At 32.5% G+C, this 18,918-nt stretch carries 15 protein-coding genes; all 15 read right to left on the reverse strand.

The window, feature by feature from the left end:
- Positions 1–9: 9 nt before the first annotated feature.
- Positions 10–1,989: a non-ribosomal peptide synthetase gene (locus HYG85_RS05600; protein WP_212692652.1), complete on the reverse strand. Its 1,980-nt coding sequence runs from the start codon at positions 1,987–1,989 to the stop codon at positions 10–12.
- A gap of 39 nt (positions 1,990–2,028) precedes the next feature.
- Positions 2,029–2,727, reverse strand: a complete 699-nt coding sequence (locus tag HYG85_RS05605; protein WP_212692653.1) for a thioesterase II family protein — start codon at positions 2,725–2,727, stop codon at positions 2,029–2,031.
- A gap of 39 nt (positions 2,728–2,766) precedes the next feature.
- Positions 2,767–4,017 (reverse strand): ACP S-malonyltransferase, encoded by a 1,251-nt coding sequence (locus HYG85_RS05610; RefSeq protein ID WP_212692654.1) that lies wholly within the window; start codon positions 4,015–4,017, stop codon positions 2,767–2,769.
- Entirely contained in the window at positions 4,010–5,086 is a 1,077-nt protein-coding gene (locus tag HYG85_RS05615; protein WP_212692655.1) for an HAD-IIIC family phosphatase, read from the reverse strand. The genes HYG85_RS05610 and HYG85_RS05615 overlap by 8 nt, the downstream gene beginning before the upstream one ends.
- Positions 5,087–5,110: 24 nt before the next feature.
- Positions 5,111–5,362 carry an acyl carrier protein gene (locus tag HYG85_RS05620; protein ID WP_113672068.1) on the reverse strand — a complete coding sequence of 84 codons (252 nt, stop codon included), beginning with the start codon at positions 5,360–5,362 and terminating at the stop codon, positions 5,111–5,113.
- 15 nt (positions 5,363–5,377) lie between these two features.
- Positions 5,378–6,223 carry a 3-hydroxyacyl-CoA dehydrogenase family protein gene (locus HYG85_RS05625; RefSeq protein WP_212692656.1) on the reverse strand — a complete coding sequence of 282 codons (846 nt, stop codon included), beginning with the start codon at positions 6,221–6,223 and terminating at the stop codon, positions 5,378–5,380.
- Positions 6,220–8,268 carry a carbamoyltransferase C-terminal domain-containing protein gene (locus HYG85_RS05630; RefSeq protein WP_212692657.1) on the reverse strand — a complete coding sequence of 683 codons (2,049 nt, stop codon included), beginning with the start codon at positions 8,266–8,268 and terminating at the stop codon, positions 6,220–6,222. The genes HYG85_RS05625 and HYG85_RS05630 overlap by 4 nt, the downstream gene beginning before the upstream one ends.
- The gene (locus tag HYG85_RS05635; RefSeq protein WP_212692658.1) at positions 8,246–10,282 is read right to left on the reverse strand and encodes a carbamoyltransferase C-terminal domain-containing protein; all 2,037 of its coding nucleotides are present in this window, start codon (positions 10,280–10,282) and stop codon (positions 8,246–8,248) included. The genes HYG85_RS05630 and HYG85_RS05635 overlap by 23 nt, the downstream gene beginning before the upstream one ends.
- Positions 10,283–10,301: 19 nt before the next feature.
- Positions 10,302–12,296 (reverse strand): carbamoyltransferase C-terminal domain-containing protein, encoded by a 1,995-nt coding sequence (locus HYG85_RS05640; protein ID WP_212692659.1) that lies wholly within the window; start codon positions 12,294–12,296, stop codon positions 10,302–10,304.
- Between the two features lie 35 nt (positions 12,297–12,331).
- Positions 12,332–13,297, reverse strand: a complete 966-nt coding sequence (locus HYG85_RS05645) for an electron transfer flavoprotein subunit alpha/FixB family protein (RefSeq protein ID WP_212692660.1) — start codon at positions 13,295–13,297, stop codon at positions 12,332–12,334.
- Entirely contained in the window at positions 13,287–14,072 is a 786-nt protein-coding gene (locus HYG85_RS05650) for an electron transfer flavoprotein subunit beta/FixA family protein (protein ID WP_212692661.1), read from the reverse strand. The genes HYG85_RS05645 and HYG85_RS05650 overlap by 11 nt, the downstream gene beginning before the upstream one ends.
- Before the next feature lie 49 nt (positions 14,073–14,121).
- On the reverse strand, positions 14,122–15,261 hold the full coding sequence (locus tag HYG85_RS05655) for an acyl-CoA dehydrogenase family protein (RefSeq protein WP_212692662.1): 1,140 nt from the start codon (positions 15,259–15,261) through the stop codon (positions 14,122–14,124).
- 637 nt (positions 15,262–15,898) lie between these two features.
- Positions 15,899–16,081 carry a DUF6472 family protein gene (locus HYG85_RS05660; protein WP_113672076.1) on the reverse strand — a complete coding sequence of 61 codons (183 nt, stop codon included), beginning with the start codon at positions 16,079–16,081 and terminating at the stop codon, positions 15,899–15,901.
- Between the two features lie 51 nt (positions 16,082–16,132).
- A complete protein-coding gene (locus tag HYG85_RS05665; protein WP_212692663.1) occupies positions 16,133–16,906 on the reverse strand; it encodes a nucleotidyltransferase domain-containing protein in 774 nt (257 codons plus the stop codon).
- Between the two features lie 272 nt (positions 16,907–17,178).
- Positions 17,179–18,864 (reverse strand): S-layer homology domain-containing protein, encoded by a 1,686-nt coding sequence (locus HYG85_RS05670; protein ID WP_212692664.1) that lies wholly within the window; start codon positions 18,862–18,864, stop codon positions 17,179–17,181.
- Between the last annotated feature and the right edge of the window lie 54 nt (positions 18,865–18,918).

Genomic DNA, 18,918 nt, shown 5'->3' on the forward strand with positions numbered 1-18,918 from the left:
CTCTCTCCTCTAGCCAATTAGAGTTTCCATTTCTCTTCTAACATTTACTCTCTCCATTATATACTCAGCCAATGTCTCAATGGTGGTATATTCAAAAAGCTCTGCAATGGCTATACAATCACCATATTTTATATTAATCGCCATATGTAATTTGGCTATTTGAAGAGAGTTTAGTCCCATAGACATAAATGACCCACTATAATCGATTTGGTTATCTACAATATCTTCTAGAGTGTCTGCAATAAAATCCTCAATAGAAGATACATCGCATTCTATAATATTATTAGCCTTATCCATTTCACAAGTTAATGCAGCTATTTGCTCATCGTAATCACCTTTTATATAATTATTTATCAGCTTATACCGCTGCACTTTTCCACTAACTGTGGTGGGGATATTATCTACCAAGACAAAATCGTTAATATATATTCCTAAAACATTATTCATATGTGACAATACATTTTTAATTTTACTGACTAGTGTTTCCATAGGAGTGTTCCCTTTGATGAAACAAATCACATTATCATTAACATCATCTACATTTTTACGATATCCATGAATAACTATTCTCTCCTCAGTGAATATATTTAGCTTCTGAATGTAACGTTCAATATCATTATCATAATAATTCTTACCATTATATATAAACATCTCTTTATAACGGGCTGTAATATGTAAATTTCCATCATAGATAAAGCCAATATCACCTGTATTGAACCACTCATCAATAAAATTTTCATCCCGTTTACGATTATAATAATTATTTAGTACACACTTTCCTGCAATAAAGATTAAGCCAACACGCCCATCCTCCAATGTATTACCTTCTAGATCAACTATCTTCAACTTGAAGGCAGGAAGAGGCTTTCCTACACTAATTATTTCTGAAGCCATGGGATCATCATCCGAAACTATCTCTAAGGTATGACCAATACTCATACTCTCTTTATTAACGGATATTTTCTTTATAAAATCATCATCTGTAGTAACAGAAACACCCAAAGTACCTTCTGTTAATCCATATGATGGAGATAATACTTTACGCTGGAAATTACATTCTTTCATGTACTTGGCAAATTCATTACATAAATTGATGGATATAGGTTCTGCTCCTAAGAACATTGAATGTATACTAGAGAAATCCCACTCATCTTTAACTCCTTTTTCTTGTAATAGTTTAATAATAAAATTAAGATAGAAATTAGTGCCAGATGTAACGGTTCCTCTTACTTTATTACAGTAATCCAAATAGAATGCTGGATCTTTTACCACATATTGCGTGTCAATGATATGGGCATCACAATTATGCCTGATAGGTAGAAATATATTAAAAAATAATCCAAAATTGTGGTATGAAGGAATCCATGTAACGAATACTTCTTCTCCATAAATATGTCGAGATGATAGAATATCATCAACATTTGTTATAATTCCTTGATTTGTTATCCCCACTCCTTTTAGGTCTTTAGTTGAACCTGATGAAAATTGAATATAAGCTATATCCAAACCACTCTCTTCTTTAGATAGAACTAAATCATCTATTTCTGTGACTGGTTCTAAAAACATTTCATCCAGACTTATTGTCATTTCTTCATTCCAGAATACACTATTTTTTAGTGCTAAATCAGATTCACTGATTTCTTTCCACAGTGATTCATTATCTGTAACAAGAACAGAATTACTGCAAATCTCTAGAGCACCACTCAGTTTACTGAGTTCATCATTACTGACACTTAATGGAACAGCAATGAAATCCCCTAATATACATGCCCAAAATGTAATATAGAACCACTCTGAATTATCCATTGATATAATAACTTCATCTTTTGGTCTAATACCTCTTTCATATAGATAATTCTTCATCCATAGCCCTTGTCTAAATAAATCATAATAGGAAGCAAAGTTAACATTCTCATGTGAATGAACAAAGTATACTCCTTTTTCTTTTTCTTTTCTTAGCTCATAGAGTAACTCTTTTACTTTTTCCATAATATTTCCCCCTTTCCGTTTTCTATTCCTGATTGCTGTTTAAATAACTTCTAATTTACTTTCTATTATGTTAATGGTATCTTGCATATTCTCAAGATGAAAGAAATGACCTCCATTAACCTTGCATATAGTACACATCCCACTAGTAGTCTTTCGCCATTCAAGCAGTTCTGAATTTTTAATAGAATTATCTTGTGTTCCACTTAATACAGTAATATCACTTTCAATTAATTCATTTTCTGCAGGATTTTCATAGCTCTCAATAATGGCGAAATCACTCCTGAATATTTGAAGATACTTGTCTACAAATTCTGGTGAATTAATTATTTTTTCACTTGTTCCACCAATCTCTCTAATTCTATTCATGAACTCTCCATCTGTCATATCTCTGTATTTAAGTTCCTCTTTCTTCGTTAATGGAGACCACCTACCTGAAAAAAATATATGTACTGGTGGCTCCATCCCTTTCTTAATTAATCGAAAGTACACATGATAAACTAACCAACAACCCAAACTATGCCCGAATAAAGCATATTTCTCATCTGATTGATTGTTAATAATCTCTTCTACCAAATCATCAACGGCCTCATCAAAACATTTATATAAGGCTTGTTCAGACTTAGCTCCTCTCCCTGCCAGTTCTAGAGGAACAATTTTTATATTATCATTCATAAGCAGCTTCCATTGATAATAGTTGAGTGCGGAACTACCAGCATGTGGAACGCAGTATAGTATCATAGTAACCAATCCTTTCCCACATTAAATACATCTGTTAGATTAAGCATAATATTCTTCCAACAAATAATAATTACTTGTTTCATCCAATAATTGTTTTATCCAGCTTCTTCGTTCTCTCTCTGGTACATTTTTTGCCTTCAATATATTCTCTAAATATTGGATTGCCATTTCCATATCTGTTTTCAGAATCTTCCTATGACTATCAGTTATATCTTTATGGAGCTTTTTGATATTGTTATAATTATCAACTACTCCTTTTTGGTAATTTTCATTAGATGTATTAGCATTTTGGGTAGCCACTGCAATACCTAAACAACGACTCATAAATTCTGGAATATCCTTTTTGTAATTCTCATCTCCAAGAAAGTTCTCATGAAAATATTTTCTATCCATTTTCTTACCAAAACAATAGGCTGTCATTTCAGGTGCTATGTTTTCAATAAGATTTGTTACCAAATTCTTAGGTCCCATTTCTAAGGCAATGGACACACCATATTTATCCATACATTCAATAATATTCTTCCACTGAACCGGATGAGTAAGATGCTTTGACATAACCTCTGGAATAAGTTCTGGATCACTAAAAGGTCTACCATGTAAATTTGTAATTACAGGTATTCTAAATGGGTAGTATTCAAATTCAAGAAGGTAGTCATAAAATTTTTTCTGTATGCTTCCCATTAAAGGACAATGCATTGGGGTACTTGTAATAAGTGGTGTAATCCTTGCATCGCTATCAAGAAGCTTTTCCTGCATTATTTCAATACCTTCATTCGTTCCACTGATGAGTATCTGATTATGGGAACTCTCACAGGAAATATAGACATCCTTATTTAATTTAGAGTCCTCAATTAAACTTTCAACAGTTTTATAATCCACCTCTTCAGCAATCAACATAGTTCCTATATTCTGTTTATATACATCCTCCAACAATTCTCCCCGCTTCATTAGTATCTTGATACCATCTGAGAAGCGAACAGCACCTGAGGTAATGAATGCTGATATTTCACCTACACTATGTCCTGCACAGAATTGTGGGGTCATTCCATACTCATAGAAATAGGCACGAGCAATTGCAACACAAGTTGTTGTTACAGCCAATTGCATATTGTTCATTTTGCTAAGCGTCCCTAGACTACTTTTGAAGCATAGCTTTGCTACATCTACTCCGGATATATCACTGGCTTCTTCGTATGTCTGCCTACATATTAAATAATTATTATAAAAAGATTCTCCCATCCCTACATACTGGGCACCTTGACCTGGAAATACTAATGCTATTTTATCCATATATCCTCCTTCTCTCATCCTCTTCATATTCAGGAAGATCTGAAATCAATGTGACATACTCTGGTATCTTTTGTATCCTACTTAAGTCATTTTTCATAAGAATAAAATTCTCTTTTTTCTCAAACACTTTAAATCCCGCCAAATTGTATGTAAGCTGCATCATCTTATTCTTTTCTGTTTGAATAAACTTAGCGTATAATTCTCTATTAGCTGTCTGAGCCATATCCATAATATAATTAAGTAAAATAGTTCCAATCCCTCTGGACATGACTCTACAGGACATGATGAACAATTCCAATACCCATCGTTCATTACTTGTGTCAATTAAAATAATACCTATTTTTCCATAGGTTCCATATTTATCGTCTAGTCCAATGATTAACAATTTGTGAGTATCAGAATCCTGCATAAGTTTTAATTCTTCATAGGAATAGGTATAACCCGTTGTATTTAATTGATTTGTTCTTTCTGTTAGTTCTATTACACGATCCAGATCTTCATCTTTTGCATACTGAATACTAATTTTCATATCTAAGGATGCTAAAAAATCTTCCTGTGGTCCTTGATACGTCTCTTCAACTTTTTTTCTATGATAATCCGCTATGTACATCTCTCTTCTTCTCATTGAGTCCTTTGTAATAAAATCAGGGATGAAAATATCCTTATCAAGAATATTTGTTATTTCATCAGCATCAAAACACGTAACCTCTGGAATAACACTCTTTACTTCATCTCGTTCAAAATCCTGGTCATCAATAAAAGCAATTGTATTAGCACCAATATTCAAGCAACTAATAATTTCTTTTACAGCTTGAGATTTACTACTCCAGCTTATTTGAGGGTATAAAAAATAATCTTTTATTCCGAATTCATCTAATTTATCTATAGCATCTTCATAGTTGTTTTTACTTGATATTGATTGAAGAATACCTCTATGATCAAGCTCTTTGATAATATCAAGGACATCACTTCTTAATGTCACTTCCTTATCTTCAATGAGGACTCCATCCCACATAGTATTATCAAGATCCCATACGACGCACTTTATTTTTTTATTTTTATCGGACATGTAACACGACTCCCTCCTACTAAGTTATTTCATTTTACTTTCAATAATATTGACAATCTTATTTAGAGTATTAAAGTTATCCATATTCAATTCCACTACATCAATAGCTACATCAAATTCTGTTTCGATAAATGTAATTAGCTGCATAGCAAACAAAGAATTAACGAACCCTAAATCAAAGAAATCATCATCATCACCTAATGTCTCTACATTTTTCTTACCAAAGAATTTGCATAAAAAAGCTTTTAATTTTTTACTGATATCCTCTCTATTCATCTTTCATTCTCCTTTTCAATAATTGTAGGCATAGAACCCTTGACCGCTTTTTCTACCAAGTAATCCAGCATTGACCATTTTTTTCAATAATGGGCATGGTCTATATTTACTGTCACAGTAGCTTTCATATAATACTTCTACAGAAAATAAAATTGTATCAAGACCAATCAAATCTGCTGTCTCTAATGGTCCCATTTTGTGTCCAAAGCATTGCTTGAATATCTTATCTACATCTTTTGCTTCTGCCACTCCCTCGTGTACCAAATAGATTGCTTCGTTAACGGTTAGCATCAATACACGATTGGATACGAATCCTGGAAGATCATTTACTACAACGCCTTCTTTCTCAATTGTTTTTAATAATTCAAGTGTCGTGTCTATTGTCTTCTCTGATGTGTGATACCCTTTTATTACTTCTACAGTTGATTTAATATGTGCCGGATTCATATAGTGAGATCCTATTACATTTTCTGGTTTATCCATGAGAGCACCTACTCGAGTAATGGAAAAGCAGGAGGTATTAACAGCATAGATTGTATTTTCATTACATATTTTATTTAACTGCAAATATACATTCTTTTTTATCTCCCAATTTTCAGTAACATTCTCAATAATATATTCACACATCTCAACGTTCTCAAGCTGAGTAGTAAACGTTATACGCCCAAGGATATTTTGGATCGTATCCTCACACTTTTTCCCATACATACCTTGAAAACGATAATCTCTAATTATCTGTTTCTTAGCTTCTTCCAGTACATTTTCTTCTATATCTACCAAAACAATATTATGACCATATTGAGCATAAGCTAACGCAACACCTCTGCCCATGACTCCTGCACCTATAATACCTATATTCATGCGTTGAACTCCTCCTCCAATTGTTTATAATACATATTGTCATTAAATAATCTACTTAATTCAGCTTTTGAGAATGGTGATAATCCATTGAAATACATCATTGATTTAATCTCTAACTTCTTGCACTCTCTTTTATCTTGTAACAGGTCAATATCATTTATCTTCAAATGAATATAATAGAATAAAGCCCTTACAGAGAGTTCATTTGGATTGAATTTCTTCACTAGCTGCTCATATTCGTCTTTATCTTCCCACATTTTTAGACTTATGTTTCTTTTCAATGGAAACTTCTTATCGTATGATTGGTGGTTCATCAATTCAAAACGCTTTCCGTCAATATACATGATAGGAATATTTTTCCTAAGTGCAAAATTAATTGCTTGATCAATATTATTTATAATAGGTTCACCTTTATCATTTAATGAGGTATTACAAATAATTGGAACTCCAGTTATTTCATTAAAGCTTTCCATTACTTGATATATTTTTTTCTGTCTAGTGTTTTTATCTATACTTTGGAGTCTTGCTGTTCTATCCTCGTGAACAATAGCAATAACTTCCTTATCCTTGTCTTCTCGAATCTTGGATGCATGTAACATAAATGGTGATTCGAATTCGTCCTCAAACCATTCACTGATCTTATCTTTAATAACAATAGGTGCAACAGGTCTCCACCATTGTCTTTTTTTAATATGATTAAGCACATCTTTTGTTTCCATCTTTCTAGGATCACCCAACAGACTTCTTGAGCCTAGTGCTCTAGGTCCAATCTCGGCACCATTTTCAATCCATACTATAGGATGTTCTATAATATCCATAGCTGCCTGCTTTGGATCGAATTCACTTACACTTTTTATGAACTGACTATAGTCTTCCTTCTGGAATTTACTTAAATCATTCTGATCTCCCCAATAAGCATCCTGTAAAGCAAAGTCAAATTCTCCATTCATCCTATCATAGAATACATATAAACCAATACCCAGTGCCATACCACTATCACTTACACATGGTGGTGCAATAAATCCTTTGAACTGATACTTGTTCATTAAATGGGTATTACAAGGGCAGTTAAGAGCGAATCCTCCAGCTACAGCTAGATAAACTTCTTTTGTATCAATACCATATTTTTCTATAAAAAATTCTATATTATGTTCCATGATGTGCTTAGACATTTCTTCTATTATCTTCATGACCATACTGATTCTGTTCTCGTGCTCACTAAATCTTGGATCAAAATAATTAAATTTTACACCTTCATCCTCTTGGGTTAGATTATCCACAAATTCTATTAGCTCAAGAATTTTATTGTATACATTTTCTTCTACTTTTATATTACTATTTAGAAGTATATCTTCCATATCATAATAAGCAGTACTTTTACTTGCACTAGCTAGAGCCATCAAGCTTCCCTCTCTCATAGTGAAATGAGAGCTCATATAATCCCACAAAATAGCAGGTGAGCATACGGATTCCAATGCAAACTGACCATTTTTATAGTCTGTCAAACATCCTACAAAAGGAAAGCGTTTATAGGCTTCTGTATCAGATACAATATCCGAACCTCCATCTACAGAAAATCCTAATATTTTTTCGTTATGGTATATATTAGTATCCATGAATAGACAAGAGGATAGATGACACATTGTATGATATGAGAACTCTGGATAACGCCCTAAAGACATGTAGCTTTCACTATCACCTAACTCTGGCGTTCCCCATACTTCTATTATGTCATCTGTACTTAACCCAAATGAACCTAATAAATGATTCATCAGATCATAGAATTGATTTTTATCATAAAAACAATATTGATGCTTTTTAACTCCACTTAATCGTTCAAGTTCCCAATAATGAATAAGCTCTACTTTATTTTCTTGTACCTTCCATAATGCGATACTTTGATCATGTCTATGAGCAAAACGATATATATTTCCTAGCTGATCAATTTCAACATATGCAGATAGATAATAGCCGTTTTTCATATCTTTATTCATTTGTTTCCCCTTCTCTCTTATCATTATTTTAGACGCATTCTTTTTCTTCATTAAATATCAATTCCTTATTTTTCATTTGACTGAAAAAGTTATACAACATATCAATTTTTTTCCTTCTAAGAATACCTACTTTACTTATATACATTTTTATTTCTATAACACGTTGTAAAGCATCAAGCTTGTTGTCACCATCCATAAGCCTATCATATGGCAATCCCCACATTATCCCAGTCATGAATAATTTATCGTCAATATTATGAGGGTTATATTTATGATATAATTCTTGGTACTCTTCTTCATTCTTCCATATACCTATGTTCAACTTCCTACGTAAAGGTTTTGATTCCACATAGTTCTCATGGTTTTTCAATTGGATACGATGACCATTAACGTATATAATATTAATATTCTTCCTTAGAGCAAAGTTAAAAGCTTCATCTATTTGGTTGATTATTGGCTCTCCCTTATCATTTAGAGAAGTATTGCATATTATAGGAACTCCTGTGATTCTATGATACGCTTCCATCAACTGATACAATCTTGACTGCTTCGTATCCTTATCTATAGTTTGTAATCTTGCTGTACCATTAGAATGAGCAATAGCTATAACCTCATTAATTCTTTCTTCTTTAATTTTGAGAGTATGCAACATATAGGGTGATTCATAATTATTCTCAAACCAATCTTTAACATGCTCTTTTAATACAATAGGTGCAACAGGTCTCCACCATTGTCGCTTTTTAATAATATTCAAGGTGTCCTTTGTCGCTTGTTTTCTTGGGTCACCTAGTATACTTCGCCCTCCTAATGCACGAGGTCCGATTTCTGAATGACCATCAAACCATATTATTGGCTCCTTAATCAAATCCATGGCTCCTTGCTCTTCATTAAATGGATCTATTGAATGAATGAAGTGTTCAAATTCATTATTATCAAGAAACTTTTCCAGGCTGTCACTTTCTCCATAATAGGCTGATTCTAATTTGAAATTAAACTCTCCATCTGTCTTACAATTAAATGCATTAAGTCCAATCCCTAATGCCATACCACTATCACTGACACAAGGTGGCGCTAGAAAACCTTTAAAATGATATTTATCCATTAAATATGTATTACATGGACAATTCAAGGCAAATCCACCTGACATGGCTAGGTAGGTTTCCTTTGGAACAATACCAAAATCTCTAATAGCATTTTCAATATTCAATTCCATAATCCTATAAGACATGTTCTGAATAATTTTCATTACCATACTTATTTTATTTTCTCTTTCACTGAATCTCTTATCAAAGTAATTAAATCTGACTCCTGCATCCTCTTGGGTATAGGACTCAATTTCTCTAACTAGACTAAGAAGTTGATTTTCTGCTTGATTTGATTTATCCAATGGCAAAGCTTTATTTACAAGAATATTATCAACTTCAAGATATGCCTTGCTTTCACTTGCCGCAGCAAGTGCCATCAAACTACCCTCTCTCATATTGAAGTAAGTTGATACATGTTCCCAAAATATTCCTGGAGAATATACAGGGGATAAAGAAAGGTCTTTAGTACCAGCTTTTGAAAAAGCTGCAACAAATGGATATTTCTCAATCTCACCTTTTTCGCCTTCTTTATTGTAAGCATTGACAATACAATCAGAACCAGCATCTAAATTGAATCCAAGAACATTTTCTTTTCTATATATCTCTGTATCCATAAATATACAAGAAGATAAATGTGACATACAATGGTAGGTATACTCAGGATATTTATGTTTTGATAAGTAACTATCATCTGCTAATAATTCTGGAACACCCCATATTTCTATGACATCATCTAATGTTAATCCTTCTTTTTCTAGTAAACTACTCAAAATCTGTTGACAATGTTCTTTATCATAGCAGGCAAATGCATTTTGTTTGTACCCAGTTAATCGCTCTAGTTCCCAATAACGTATAAGCTTTACATTAGAATTCTTTTTTTCCCATAGTGCAACGCAATTATCATGTCGAATTCCTATTGAAAGAACATTACTAGCCTCATTGATTTCTAAATATGCTGATAAATAATATCCATCTTTCATTGGACTTCTACCTTTCCTACTATAGTTTTTTTGTATTTATATTGGCATTCATTATTCTTATTAAAAGAATTTGCTTATTAAATAATGGATCTTTTTTCAGTAGTTCTTTTACTTGTTTTGCAATCTCCTTCTGCTTTTCATAATCTAAATCAAATAATTCGATGCCTTTATACAAATTGGTAAATGTATAAACATAGATTTCTTTTTGAGAGAGGTTATATGGATTATATTTTTTAATTAATTCTTGTTTATGAAACTCATCTTTCCATATTTCCATTTGAAGCTTTCTCTCCAATACTTCTTGGTTCTTATATTGTTCATGATTCTTGAATAGTATTCTATAACCATTGAAATAGCCCACTCTTATATTTTTACGCAAAGCAAAATTACAGGCTTCTTCAATTCTATTGATTATAGGTTCTCCCTTATCATTCAAAGAGGTATTACAGATAATAGGTACTCCTGACACATTCTCAAATTCCTTCATTACCTTATAGAGGTATGTTTGAGGATTACTTCTATCAATAGTCTGCAACCTTGATGTTCCATCTTCATGGACGATTGCAGGTACTATCTGTCTTTTATCCTCTAACAGTTCTAGAGCTTGTAACATAAAAGGAGACTCGTAATCATTATAAAACCATTCACCTACTTTTTCTTTTAATACAATAGGAGCTACAGGTCGCCACCATTGTCTTTTCTTTACTTCATTCAAACGATCCTTTGTTCTAGTATATCTAGGATCACCAATCAAACTTCTTGCACCTAAAGCTCTTGGTCCAACCTCAGAATTTCCTTCATACCATAGAACAATGTCTTCTTGCATATCTTCTACAACTTTAACTGCATCAAATTCTTCAACGCTTTCTATAAAATTACTGAATTCCTGTTTATCTAAGAATTCTTTTACTTTATAGCTATCACCGTAATAAGCATGTTCTAATTTGAAATCAAAATCCCCTGAGGTTCTCACATAAAACGATGATAATCCAATCCCCAATGCCATACCAGAATCACTTACACAAGGTGGTGCTATAAATCCTTTAAAATGATATTTATTCATTAAATAAGTGTTGCATGGACAATTCAAAGCAAATCCACCTGACATAGCAAGATATGTATCCTCTGTACTTAAACCAAATTTCTCAATAGCTTCTTCAATGCTATTGTCCATAATTTTATAGGATATTTGTTGAACTATTTTCATAGCCATACTAATACGATTTTCCTTCTCACTGAATCTTTCATCGAAATAGTTGAATTTTTCACCTATATCATCTTTGGTATAAGTATCTATTTCATCCATCATACTGAATATTTTTTTACGACTGTTTGTCCCCATCTTAAACTCATCAAAAGGCAATAGATCTTCTATATTATAATAGGCTTTACTCTCACTAGCGGAAGCTAATGCCATTAAAGTACCTTCTCTTATGTTATATCGCATTAAAGCCCATCCCCATATTTCAGCTGGTGATACAACTGGAAATAAGTTCAACTTTTTTCCAGCTTCTGAGTAACATCCCATATAAAAATGCCGGTCATATTCACTTATACCCTCTCTATCATACGCATCAATAGTGTTATCAGAGCCACCGTCTACAGCAAATGCTAGAATATTTTCATGCCTGAATATATCCATATCCATACAAAGACAAGATGCCAAATGAGCAAAACCGTGTAATGTGTATTCAGGAAACAAGTACTTTGGTAAATAGCTATCATCCTCTTGTAACTCTGGCTCACCCCATATCTCTACTACATCATCTAATGTAATATCATATTCACTTAACAATTCATTGATAATATCTTTACACTGCTTGACATCAAAAAATGGTAACCTTTGTTGTTTAATACCTGTTAACCTTTCTAACTCCCAATAATGGATTAAGGATACGCTGCGTCCTTTTTTTTCCCACAAAGCAATACTTTCATCATGTCTATGTCCTGCTTGATACAGATGACCTAATTTAGAGATATTAATATAAGCAGAGACATAAAACCCATCCTTCATAGTCTAATCTCCCTTCTGGATACTTCTCGTGTTTCTTATTTTTCAAGTTCTGCTAATATATTCTCACCTTTGTCAACTATTACGTAATCCGAGTATTCAAATATGGGGGCATTCACATCAGTATTGACTGCTATAATGACCTGTGCACCCTTAATGCCAACCATATGTTGAGTTGCTCCTGACACTCCCAATGCAACACAGATATCAGGACTGATACTAATACCCGACTGACCAATCTGACGATTCTCCTGGATCATCTTTTCTTCTACGGCTGCCTTAGTCCCTACAACAACGGCACCATATTGTCGTGCAACTGTCTTGCATAAATCCATCGAATGTTTCATTCCTCTCCCAACGACAAAGACAATCTTGGCTGACTTAATATCCACACGTTCCTTAAGATCTAATGCTTTACGTTCCAAAACCTCAATATTTTTGTCTAAACCCTTTTCTGTATAGGAGAAATATTCCATATTGAAGGTTATCTCATTAGTTACAAATCTTGATTCGAATATATTTTCTTTTATTGTACACATCTGAAGCTTCTCATTAATACATGTTATCTTCGCTAATACAGATTCACTCATGGCTGGTCTAATGAAGACATATCTTTCCTTATCACCATCATACTTTATATCAGTACAGCATGCAGTTAGTCCAGCATTAAACCGAACAGATAACATCGCAGCTGTCTGTCTGCCTGTTATAGATGCTGGAAATAATATGACATCAGGCAGTTTATCTTTTAGCATTGTTGCTATACATTTCACATATAATGAAATACTATATCCTTCTCTTTGTTCACAAAAGATAACTCTATCTGCTCCATATTGAAATAATTTCTTGAACTCACCTTCCCGATTCACTCCAACACAAATAACTGATACCTCATCATTATCATTTCTCTTTAACCTAATACCTTTATGTAGAATCTGTAAAACATGTTCTGTTGCATATTGTACATCCTGATCATTTATAATCCATATTTTTTTATTTCCCATATGTACATACTCCATTGTCTTTTCCTAATATAATATTTTTAATGATCATAGCCGTATTTTCAATATCTCCGTCCAATATTGTCTGTTCTTTTTTTACCATAGGATTGATTTTGTTAACATCTTGAACAATGGTCTTAGACCCTTTTAGTCCACACATGGACCTATCAATCTCTAAATCATTCCTATTCCAAACAACTATTTCTTTGTTTTTTGCACGTTTTAACCTTAACAAGTTGATTTTTTTATATATCGTAGTACAATTTCTATATGAAATGACAGCAGGTAATCTTACTTTCAACTTTTCAATGCACTCACCATTTTCTCTTTCTATAGATGCATTTTCCACACTTAAATCCATTATGGTCTCAACCTGAGCTATGCAAGGCATCCCTAGCTGTTCTGAAAGAGCATATACAACTTGTCCTGTTTCACCATCTACTGTTTTTTGTCCACAGCAAATAAGATCCACATCACCTATTTTTTCAATTGCTTTTTTTAGTACATAGGAAGTTGCGATAGTATCCGCACCTGCAAAATGCTTATCACTCAGATGAATCACATCATCAACTCCAAGTGCAATACAACGTCTTAATGCTTCTTTAGCACCCTCAGGACCCATACTGATACAGATTATTTCTGTACCTTCTTTTTTCATTTCAATTATATTTTGTAGAGCATACAAATCATATGGATTTATTACCAGATTTTCAAGGTGTTCATTTTCCTTGTAAACAAGTTCCTTTTTTACAGGTTTAATACACATAACTATTCTCAAGTCAACCAATTCCTTTCATAAGCTAAAATTACATTTACCATATTTTTACCTAGACCACTCGACTTCTTATCATGTTATATATGGTATTTTTCTGCATTTCATTGGTTCCTGAATAGATACTGCACGCTAGAGCATCCCTTAATTCCCTTTCAATCTCATAATCTTTTGTATACCCATAAGCACCGAATATCTGAAGTGCATCTCTACATGTCTTAATGTAATTTTCACTGACATAGGTTTTAAAGATAGAAGACTCCATAAAAGCGCTTTTACCTTGATCCTTAAGCCATGCTATTTTATATAACATCAATCGAGATAATTCTATACTCATTTGCATATCAGCTATTTTATGAGATATAGATTGATTTTCACCGATTAACCGATTAAATTGTTTTCGATTATTTACATGTTCTAAACATTTTTCCATTATTCTCTGCATAACACCTACATGTGGAGCAAATTCATAGCAACGCTCCCATTCAAGTGCCGCAGTCATTATATTAGCCCCCATATTGAATCTACCCAGAACGTTTTCCTTGGGAACAATACAATTGTCCAGTACTATTTCTGATGTAGGACATGCTCCTAGACCCATTTTCTTTATGTCTTCACATACCTGAAATCCTTCAAACTCTTTTTCTATAACAAAAGCTGTATAACGTTTGAAAGCTCCTTCACTGGTGACTGCGAAAACAATAAAGATATCTGCTATTGGACCGTTGGAAATGAACATCTTCGTACCATTTAGGACATAATGATCCCCTTTATCTTCTGCATGAGTAGCCATACTCATAGCATCTGATCCAGCTTCTGCTTCAGTGATAGCAATTGCACCAATCTTTTGTCCTGCTACCATCTTCTCTAAATATTTTTCTTTTAACTCTTCACTACCGTAGAGATAAATTAGGTTTTGACCTACCCAGATATGATTATTGATTACAAAAATAAATCCGTTATTCTTACAGGCATACCCTAATCCTTCAAACATCAAAGCTGCTGTAAGATAGCTTTCTTCTAAGCCTCCATATTGTTCTGATACAGTGACTCCTAATAACCCTAGATCAGAAATTTCTTTCCACATTTCCATTGAGAATGTTTCTATGTACTTATTGTCATTAAGATGATTTTTTGCAAAATCAATGATTTCATTCTTTAACATCATTTGTTCTTTTGAAATAAAGAAATCCAAAGTATCCCTCCTTGCTGTTTTGATAGTTAACTGAAATGTATAATAGAACTGAATATATATTCTGAATAAAAACTTTTTATAGTTAAAATTAGTCATTTAACTGTTCTCGTATAGAAAATAGGGCTTTTTCTTTTTACAATATTATGAATAGTTAATTTACAAGTCTTAATATATGTTTTAAACTAGCTCATAAACATGAAATTATAGCACCTTTTTTAGATAAAATATAGAATTATTATCTTTAGAATTTATTGTTATAATTTTCATCGTATTTTAATAATATCACTTATTTATACATTTTTCAATGTTTTTATTATTTATTATCAATTTTATAGCTTATTAACAGTTTTTTCTGCTTTTAAATATTAATTAAACCATATATATCAATATATTATTTCAAACTTTATTTTTGTTAACATTTAAATAATTTATTATTAATAATATTTTACTAATTTTATTATATTTTCAAATTATATTTACGTTTTCACTTAATAATCATTAATGTATTTTTTTATCCATATATTATAATTATCAAATAAATTTCTTGTTTTACTATTATTTAACATTATACTTAAGCAAAAAAATTCTAGGCAATAGTCTATTACCTAGAATTTTTTATTTACATCCATTTAGTTTTCTAAAATGCCTGTTTTCTAACAATAGTATAGTCATCACCCATTCTAAAATAAGGACAACCATTGTACTTACTATAACTTAATTTTTCAACATCATCTTGTTCTAGACTCAATGAACAATAATAGTCATCAGTTTCTTCATCATATGTCAGATACAGGCAATAATCACACTGATTTTTTTTCATCTTTACTTCCTTTCATTTTTCCTTTCCATTTATAATTTTCTATTTTCATAATTATAGTCCCCATACTTCATGTAAAGTACTTCTAAACAGGTTATCTAGTGCATCAATATCATCACTTACCTGTATGTTAAGGGTTTTAACATATTCCTTATAATAACATATTTTATCTTCTAGAAAATAATTTATAATATTTATTTTCTTTTGTTTGTCTATTTCGTTGCCACTTCGTTTTATAACAAGTAGTTTCTCAATCTCATTGACTAATTCTTTGTCTAAGTGTAGATGGTTCATAAGGTCTTCAAATAACATAGGTGGCTGAGTTCCATATTTTTCAGTCCACATACATGCCATAATTGGTCTAAGTACGTAGAAGTACTTTTTAACTCTTATCTCCTCACCTTTTAAATACTCTCTATAATTTCCCTCTGCCATATGCAAATAGTGATAGATACATGATTTTGAAGAAAAATAATCTTTTAGCAGCTCTTTTAGTTCATTAACTAGACTAGTTCTCTCCCCATATATGATTGGTGAGCTTAACCATTCTAGTAATGTGGGATTGGATTTTTTAAATAACACCAATGTTTTTCTTAGATCCCATCCATTAATGTCAAGTAAGTTGTTTATAGGTAATTCTATGACATCTCTTTTTTCCTTAATGGACATATACCATTCTGGTTTGTGAATATATATAAATCTTACATCATAATCACTATCTTTGGATTCAAAGCCCCAGCCCCTGCTTCCTGATTCTACAGCATATAGGATTTTCACTTCATGTTCTTGCTCTATCTCTTTCAACTTTTGTAATATAATGTCTCTCATTTTTCATATCCCCTTATCTTTTATTGCTATTCTGGATTATTAATATGTAAAACACAGATATATCACCATTAATATATTATAACACTAAATTATATTATATCATTCTTCTAAAGTCTAATTTGTCCATTTTTTATTACTAATAATCCACAAAAGCAATAATCTAATTTATACCTCAAACTTAGAATATGCAAGATACAAAATAAAAATAGACTTTGCTAGCTCTAATTAAGCCTGTAAAGGCATAACATTGAATGCTAAACAAAGTCTATGTTCTAGAAGTTGATTCTAGTTGTAGTATCTACGCTATCTATTGCTTGCCATATACGATACATAGTCATAAAGGCTTGTTGTCTTTGATATGAGTCTTGTGGAGCAAACCGTCCACCACCTACACCCTTCATAACATTTATATCGTATACATAACCGGTATAAGGTTTAGCCCAATCAGCTATCTCACTGATATCAGCATAATTTGGTGTACTTAGACTTACATTTCTTCCACATGCCATAGCAGTAGTTGTAAGGAACTTAGCTGCTTGCTCACGAGTTAATAACTTATCAGGTTCAAAAGTATCAGGTGATGTACCATCTGTAATACCAAGTGCTTTTGCAGCTAAAACCTCTTTTGTATCACAATCAATGAAGGTAGTATTTGCTGCAATTTCTATACCTATCTCATGGAGATAGTCATCTATATCCATACCTGACTTTACTTCTATCATTCTAATGGCAAGTATGCAGAATTCTTCTCTAGTGATTGGCTTAATGTAGTTGTTTTGTAAATCTTCTGGTATGAGCTTTTCACCTATAGCCTTTTCTACTTCGTCTACAGCCCAGTTCGCAGGTGAGTCTTGAACCTTGTCAAGTATCATTGTAAGAGGTGTATACCAAGTTGCATCAATATCATAACCAAGTCCACCTCTATAATTTCCGCCCATAGTCCATAAAGTGTAATCTGTCTTTACTACTGCTGCGTGGCGTTCACCTAAAGATATGTTAAGTACGTCATTAGTTATCTTATTAAGTGATTTCTCATCGACACTCTTGCCTTCATAACTATAACCCCAGCCCCATAGACTGTTATCAGTTTTGACGATGAAAGTATTATCACCATCAGCTGCACATGTTTTCACGTTATCAATTATTTTATATGGTTTCCCTGCATCTTCAATCCAACCATATTCTTCTGTATAGAAACCTTTTGTTCCCCAACAATACAAACTGTTATCTGACCTTACTGCTAATACATTCCATCCATCAGGATCAGCAGTAACATAACGTACATCCTCCAGAATCTTAGTAAGGCTTAGTTCATCATTTGTGTTTGTATCACCTTCTATAGTCATATTTCCCAATTGTGCATAAGAGTTATTTCCATAACCCCATAGAGTATCATCTTCCTTTATGATATATACCGTCTCTCTACCTGCATGCATATATTTGACATCATCCAATACCTTCTTGAATCCATCTCTTCCATTTGCCTGAGTATTGGTTCCATCTCCAGTGTACATGTCACCACATACCCATAGGGAATTATCATTTTTGAGTACAAGTATATATCCTTTTCCACATGCTGCCATTTTGACATCCTCTAAAAACTTAACTGGTGTTAAGTATGTAGGATCTAATTTATTACCCCTTGGATATCCATCAAAATTTCCCCATCCCCATAATGTATCATCTTTTTTTACTGCAACAGCCGTAAAATCATTAGCCGATACACTCCTGACATTATCTAGTATCTTAACTGGTGTTATCTGCTTTTCCTTATAACCATTTCCATTACCTGAGTACTGACCACCCCAACCCCAAAGTGACCCATCATTCCTTATTACATAGGTAGTTCCATGTCCTGCTGACATTATACTTCCTGCTTCACCACCTGCGAAAGCTGTTATATTCAAACATAATGTAGTTACAAATATTAATCCTAATATTGATTTTAATTTTTTCATGGTTTCCTCCTTACCATCAATCAAGAAATTATATTTTAATTTTATAAATAATTC

This window comes from Vallitalea guaymasensis (genome assembly GCF_018141425.1).
Taxonomy (GTDB): Bacteria; Bacillota; Clostridia; order Lachnospirales; family Vallitaleaceae; genus Vallitalea; species Vallitalea guaymasensis.

What these genes read in the sequence shown, in the direction of transcription:
- HYG85_RS05600 (WP_212692652.1), bottom strand. Translation starts at nt 1,989, where the DNA reads ATGGAAAAAGTAAAAGAGTTACTCTATGAGCTAAGAAAAGAAAAAGAA.
- HYG85_RS05605 (WP_212692653.1), bottom strand. Translation starts at nt 2,727, where the DNA reads ATGATACTATACTGCGTTCCACATGCTGGTAGTTCCGCACTCAACTAT.
- HYG85_RS05610 (WP_212692654.1), bottom strand. Translation starts at nt 4,017, where the DNA reads ATGGATAAAATAGCATTAGTATTTCCAGGTCAAGGTGCCCAGTATGTA.
- HYG85_RS05615 (WP_212692655.1), bottom strand. Translation starts at nt 5,086, where the DNA reads ATGTCCGATAAAAATAAAAAAATAAAGTGCGTCGTATGGGATCTTGAT.
- HYG85_RS05620 (WP_113672068.1), bottom strand. Translation starts at nt 5,362, where the DNA reads ATGAATAGAGAGGATATCAGTAAAAAATTAAAAGCTTTTTTATGCAAA.
- HYG85_RS05625 (WP_212692656.1), bottom strand. Translation starts at nt 6,223, where the DNA reads ATGAATATAGGTATTATAGGTGCAGGAGTCATGGGCAGAGGTGTTGCG.
- HYG85_RS05630 (WP_212692657.1), bottom strand. Translation starts at nt 8,268, where the DNA reads ATGAAGAAAAAGAATGCGTCTAAAATAATGATAAGAGAGAAGGGGAAA.
- HYG85_RS05635 (WP_212692658.1), bottom strand. Translation starts at nt 10,282, where the DNA reads ATGAAAGATGGATATTATTTATCAGCATATTTAGAAATCAATGAGGCT.
- HYG85_RS05640 (WP_212692659.1), bottom strand. Translation starts at nt 12,296, where the DNA reads ATGAAGGATGGGTTTTATGTCTCTGCTTATATTAATATCTCTAAATTA.
- HYG85_RS05645 (WP_212692660.1), bottom strand. Translation starts at nt 13,297, where the DNA reads ATGGGAAATAAAAAAATATGGATTATAAATGATCAGGATGTACAATAT.
- HYG85_RS05660 (WP_113672076.1), bottom strand. Translation starts at nt 16,081, where the DNA reads ATGAAAAAAAATCAGTGTGATTATTGCCTGTATCTGACATATGATGAA.
- HYG85_RS05665 (WP_212692663.1), bottom strand. Translation starts at nt 16,906, where the DNA reads ATGAGAGACATTATATTACAAAAGTTGAAAGAGATAGAGCAAGAACAT.
- HYG85_RS05670 (WP_212692664.1), bottom strand. Translation starts at nt 18,864, where the DNA reads ATGAAAAAATTAAAATCAATATTAGGATTAATATTTGTAACTACATTA.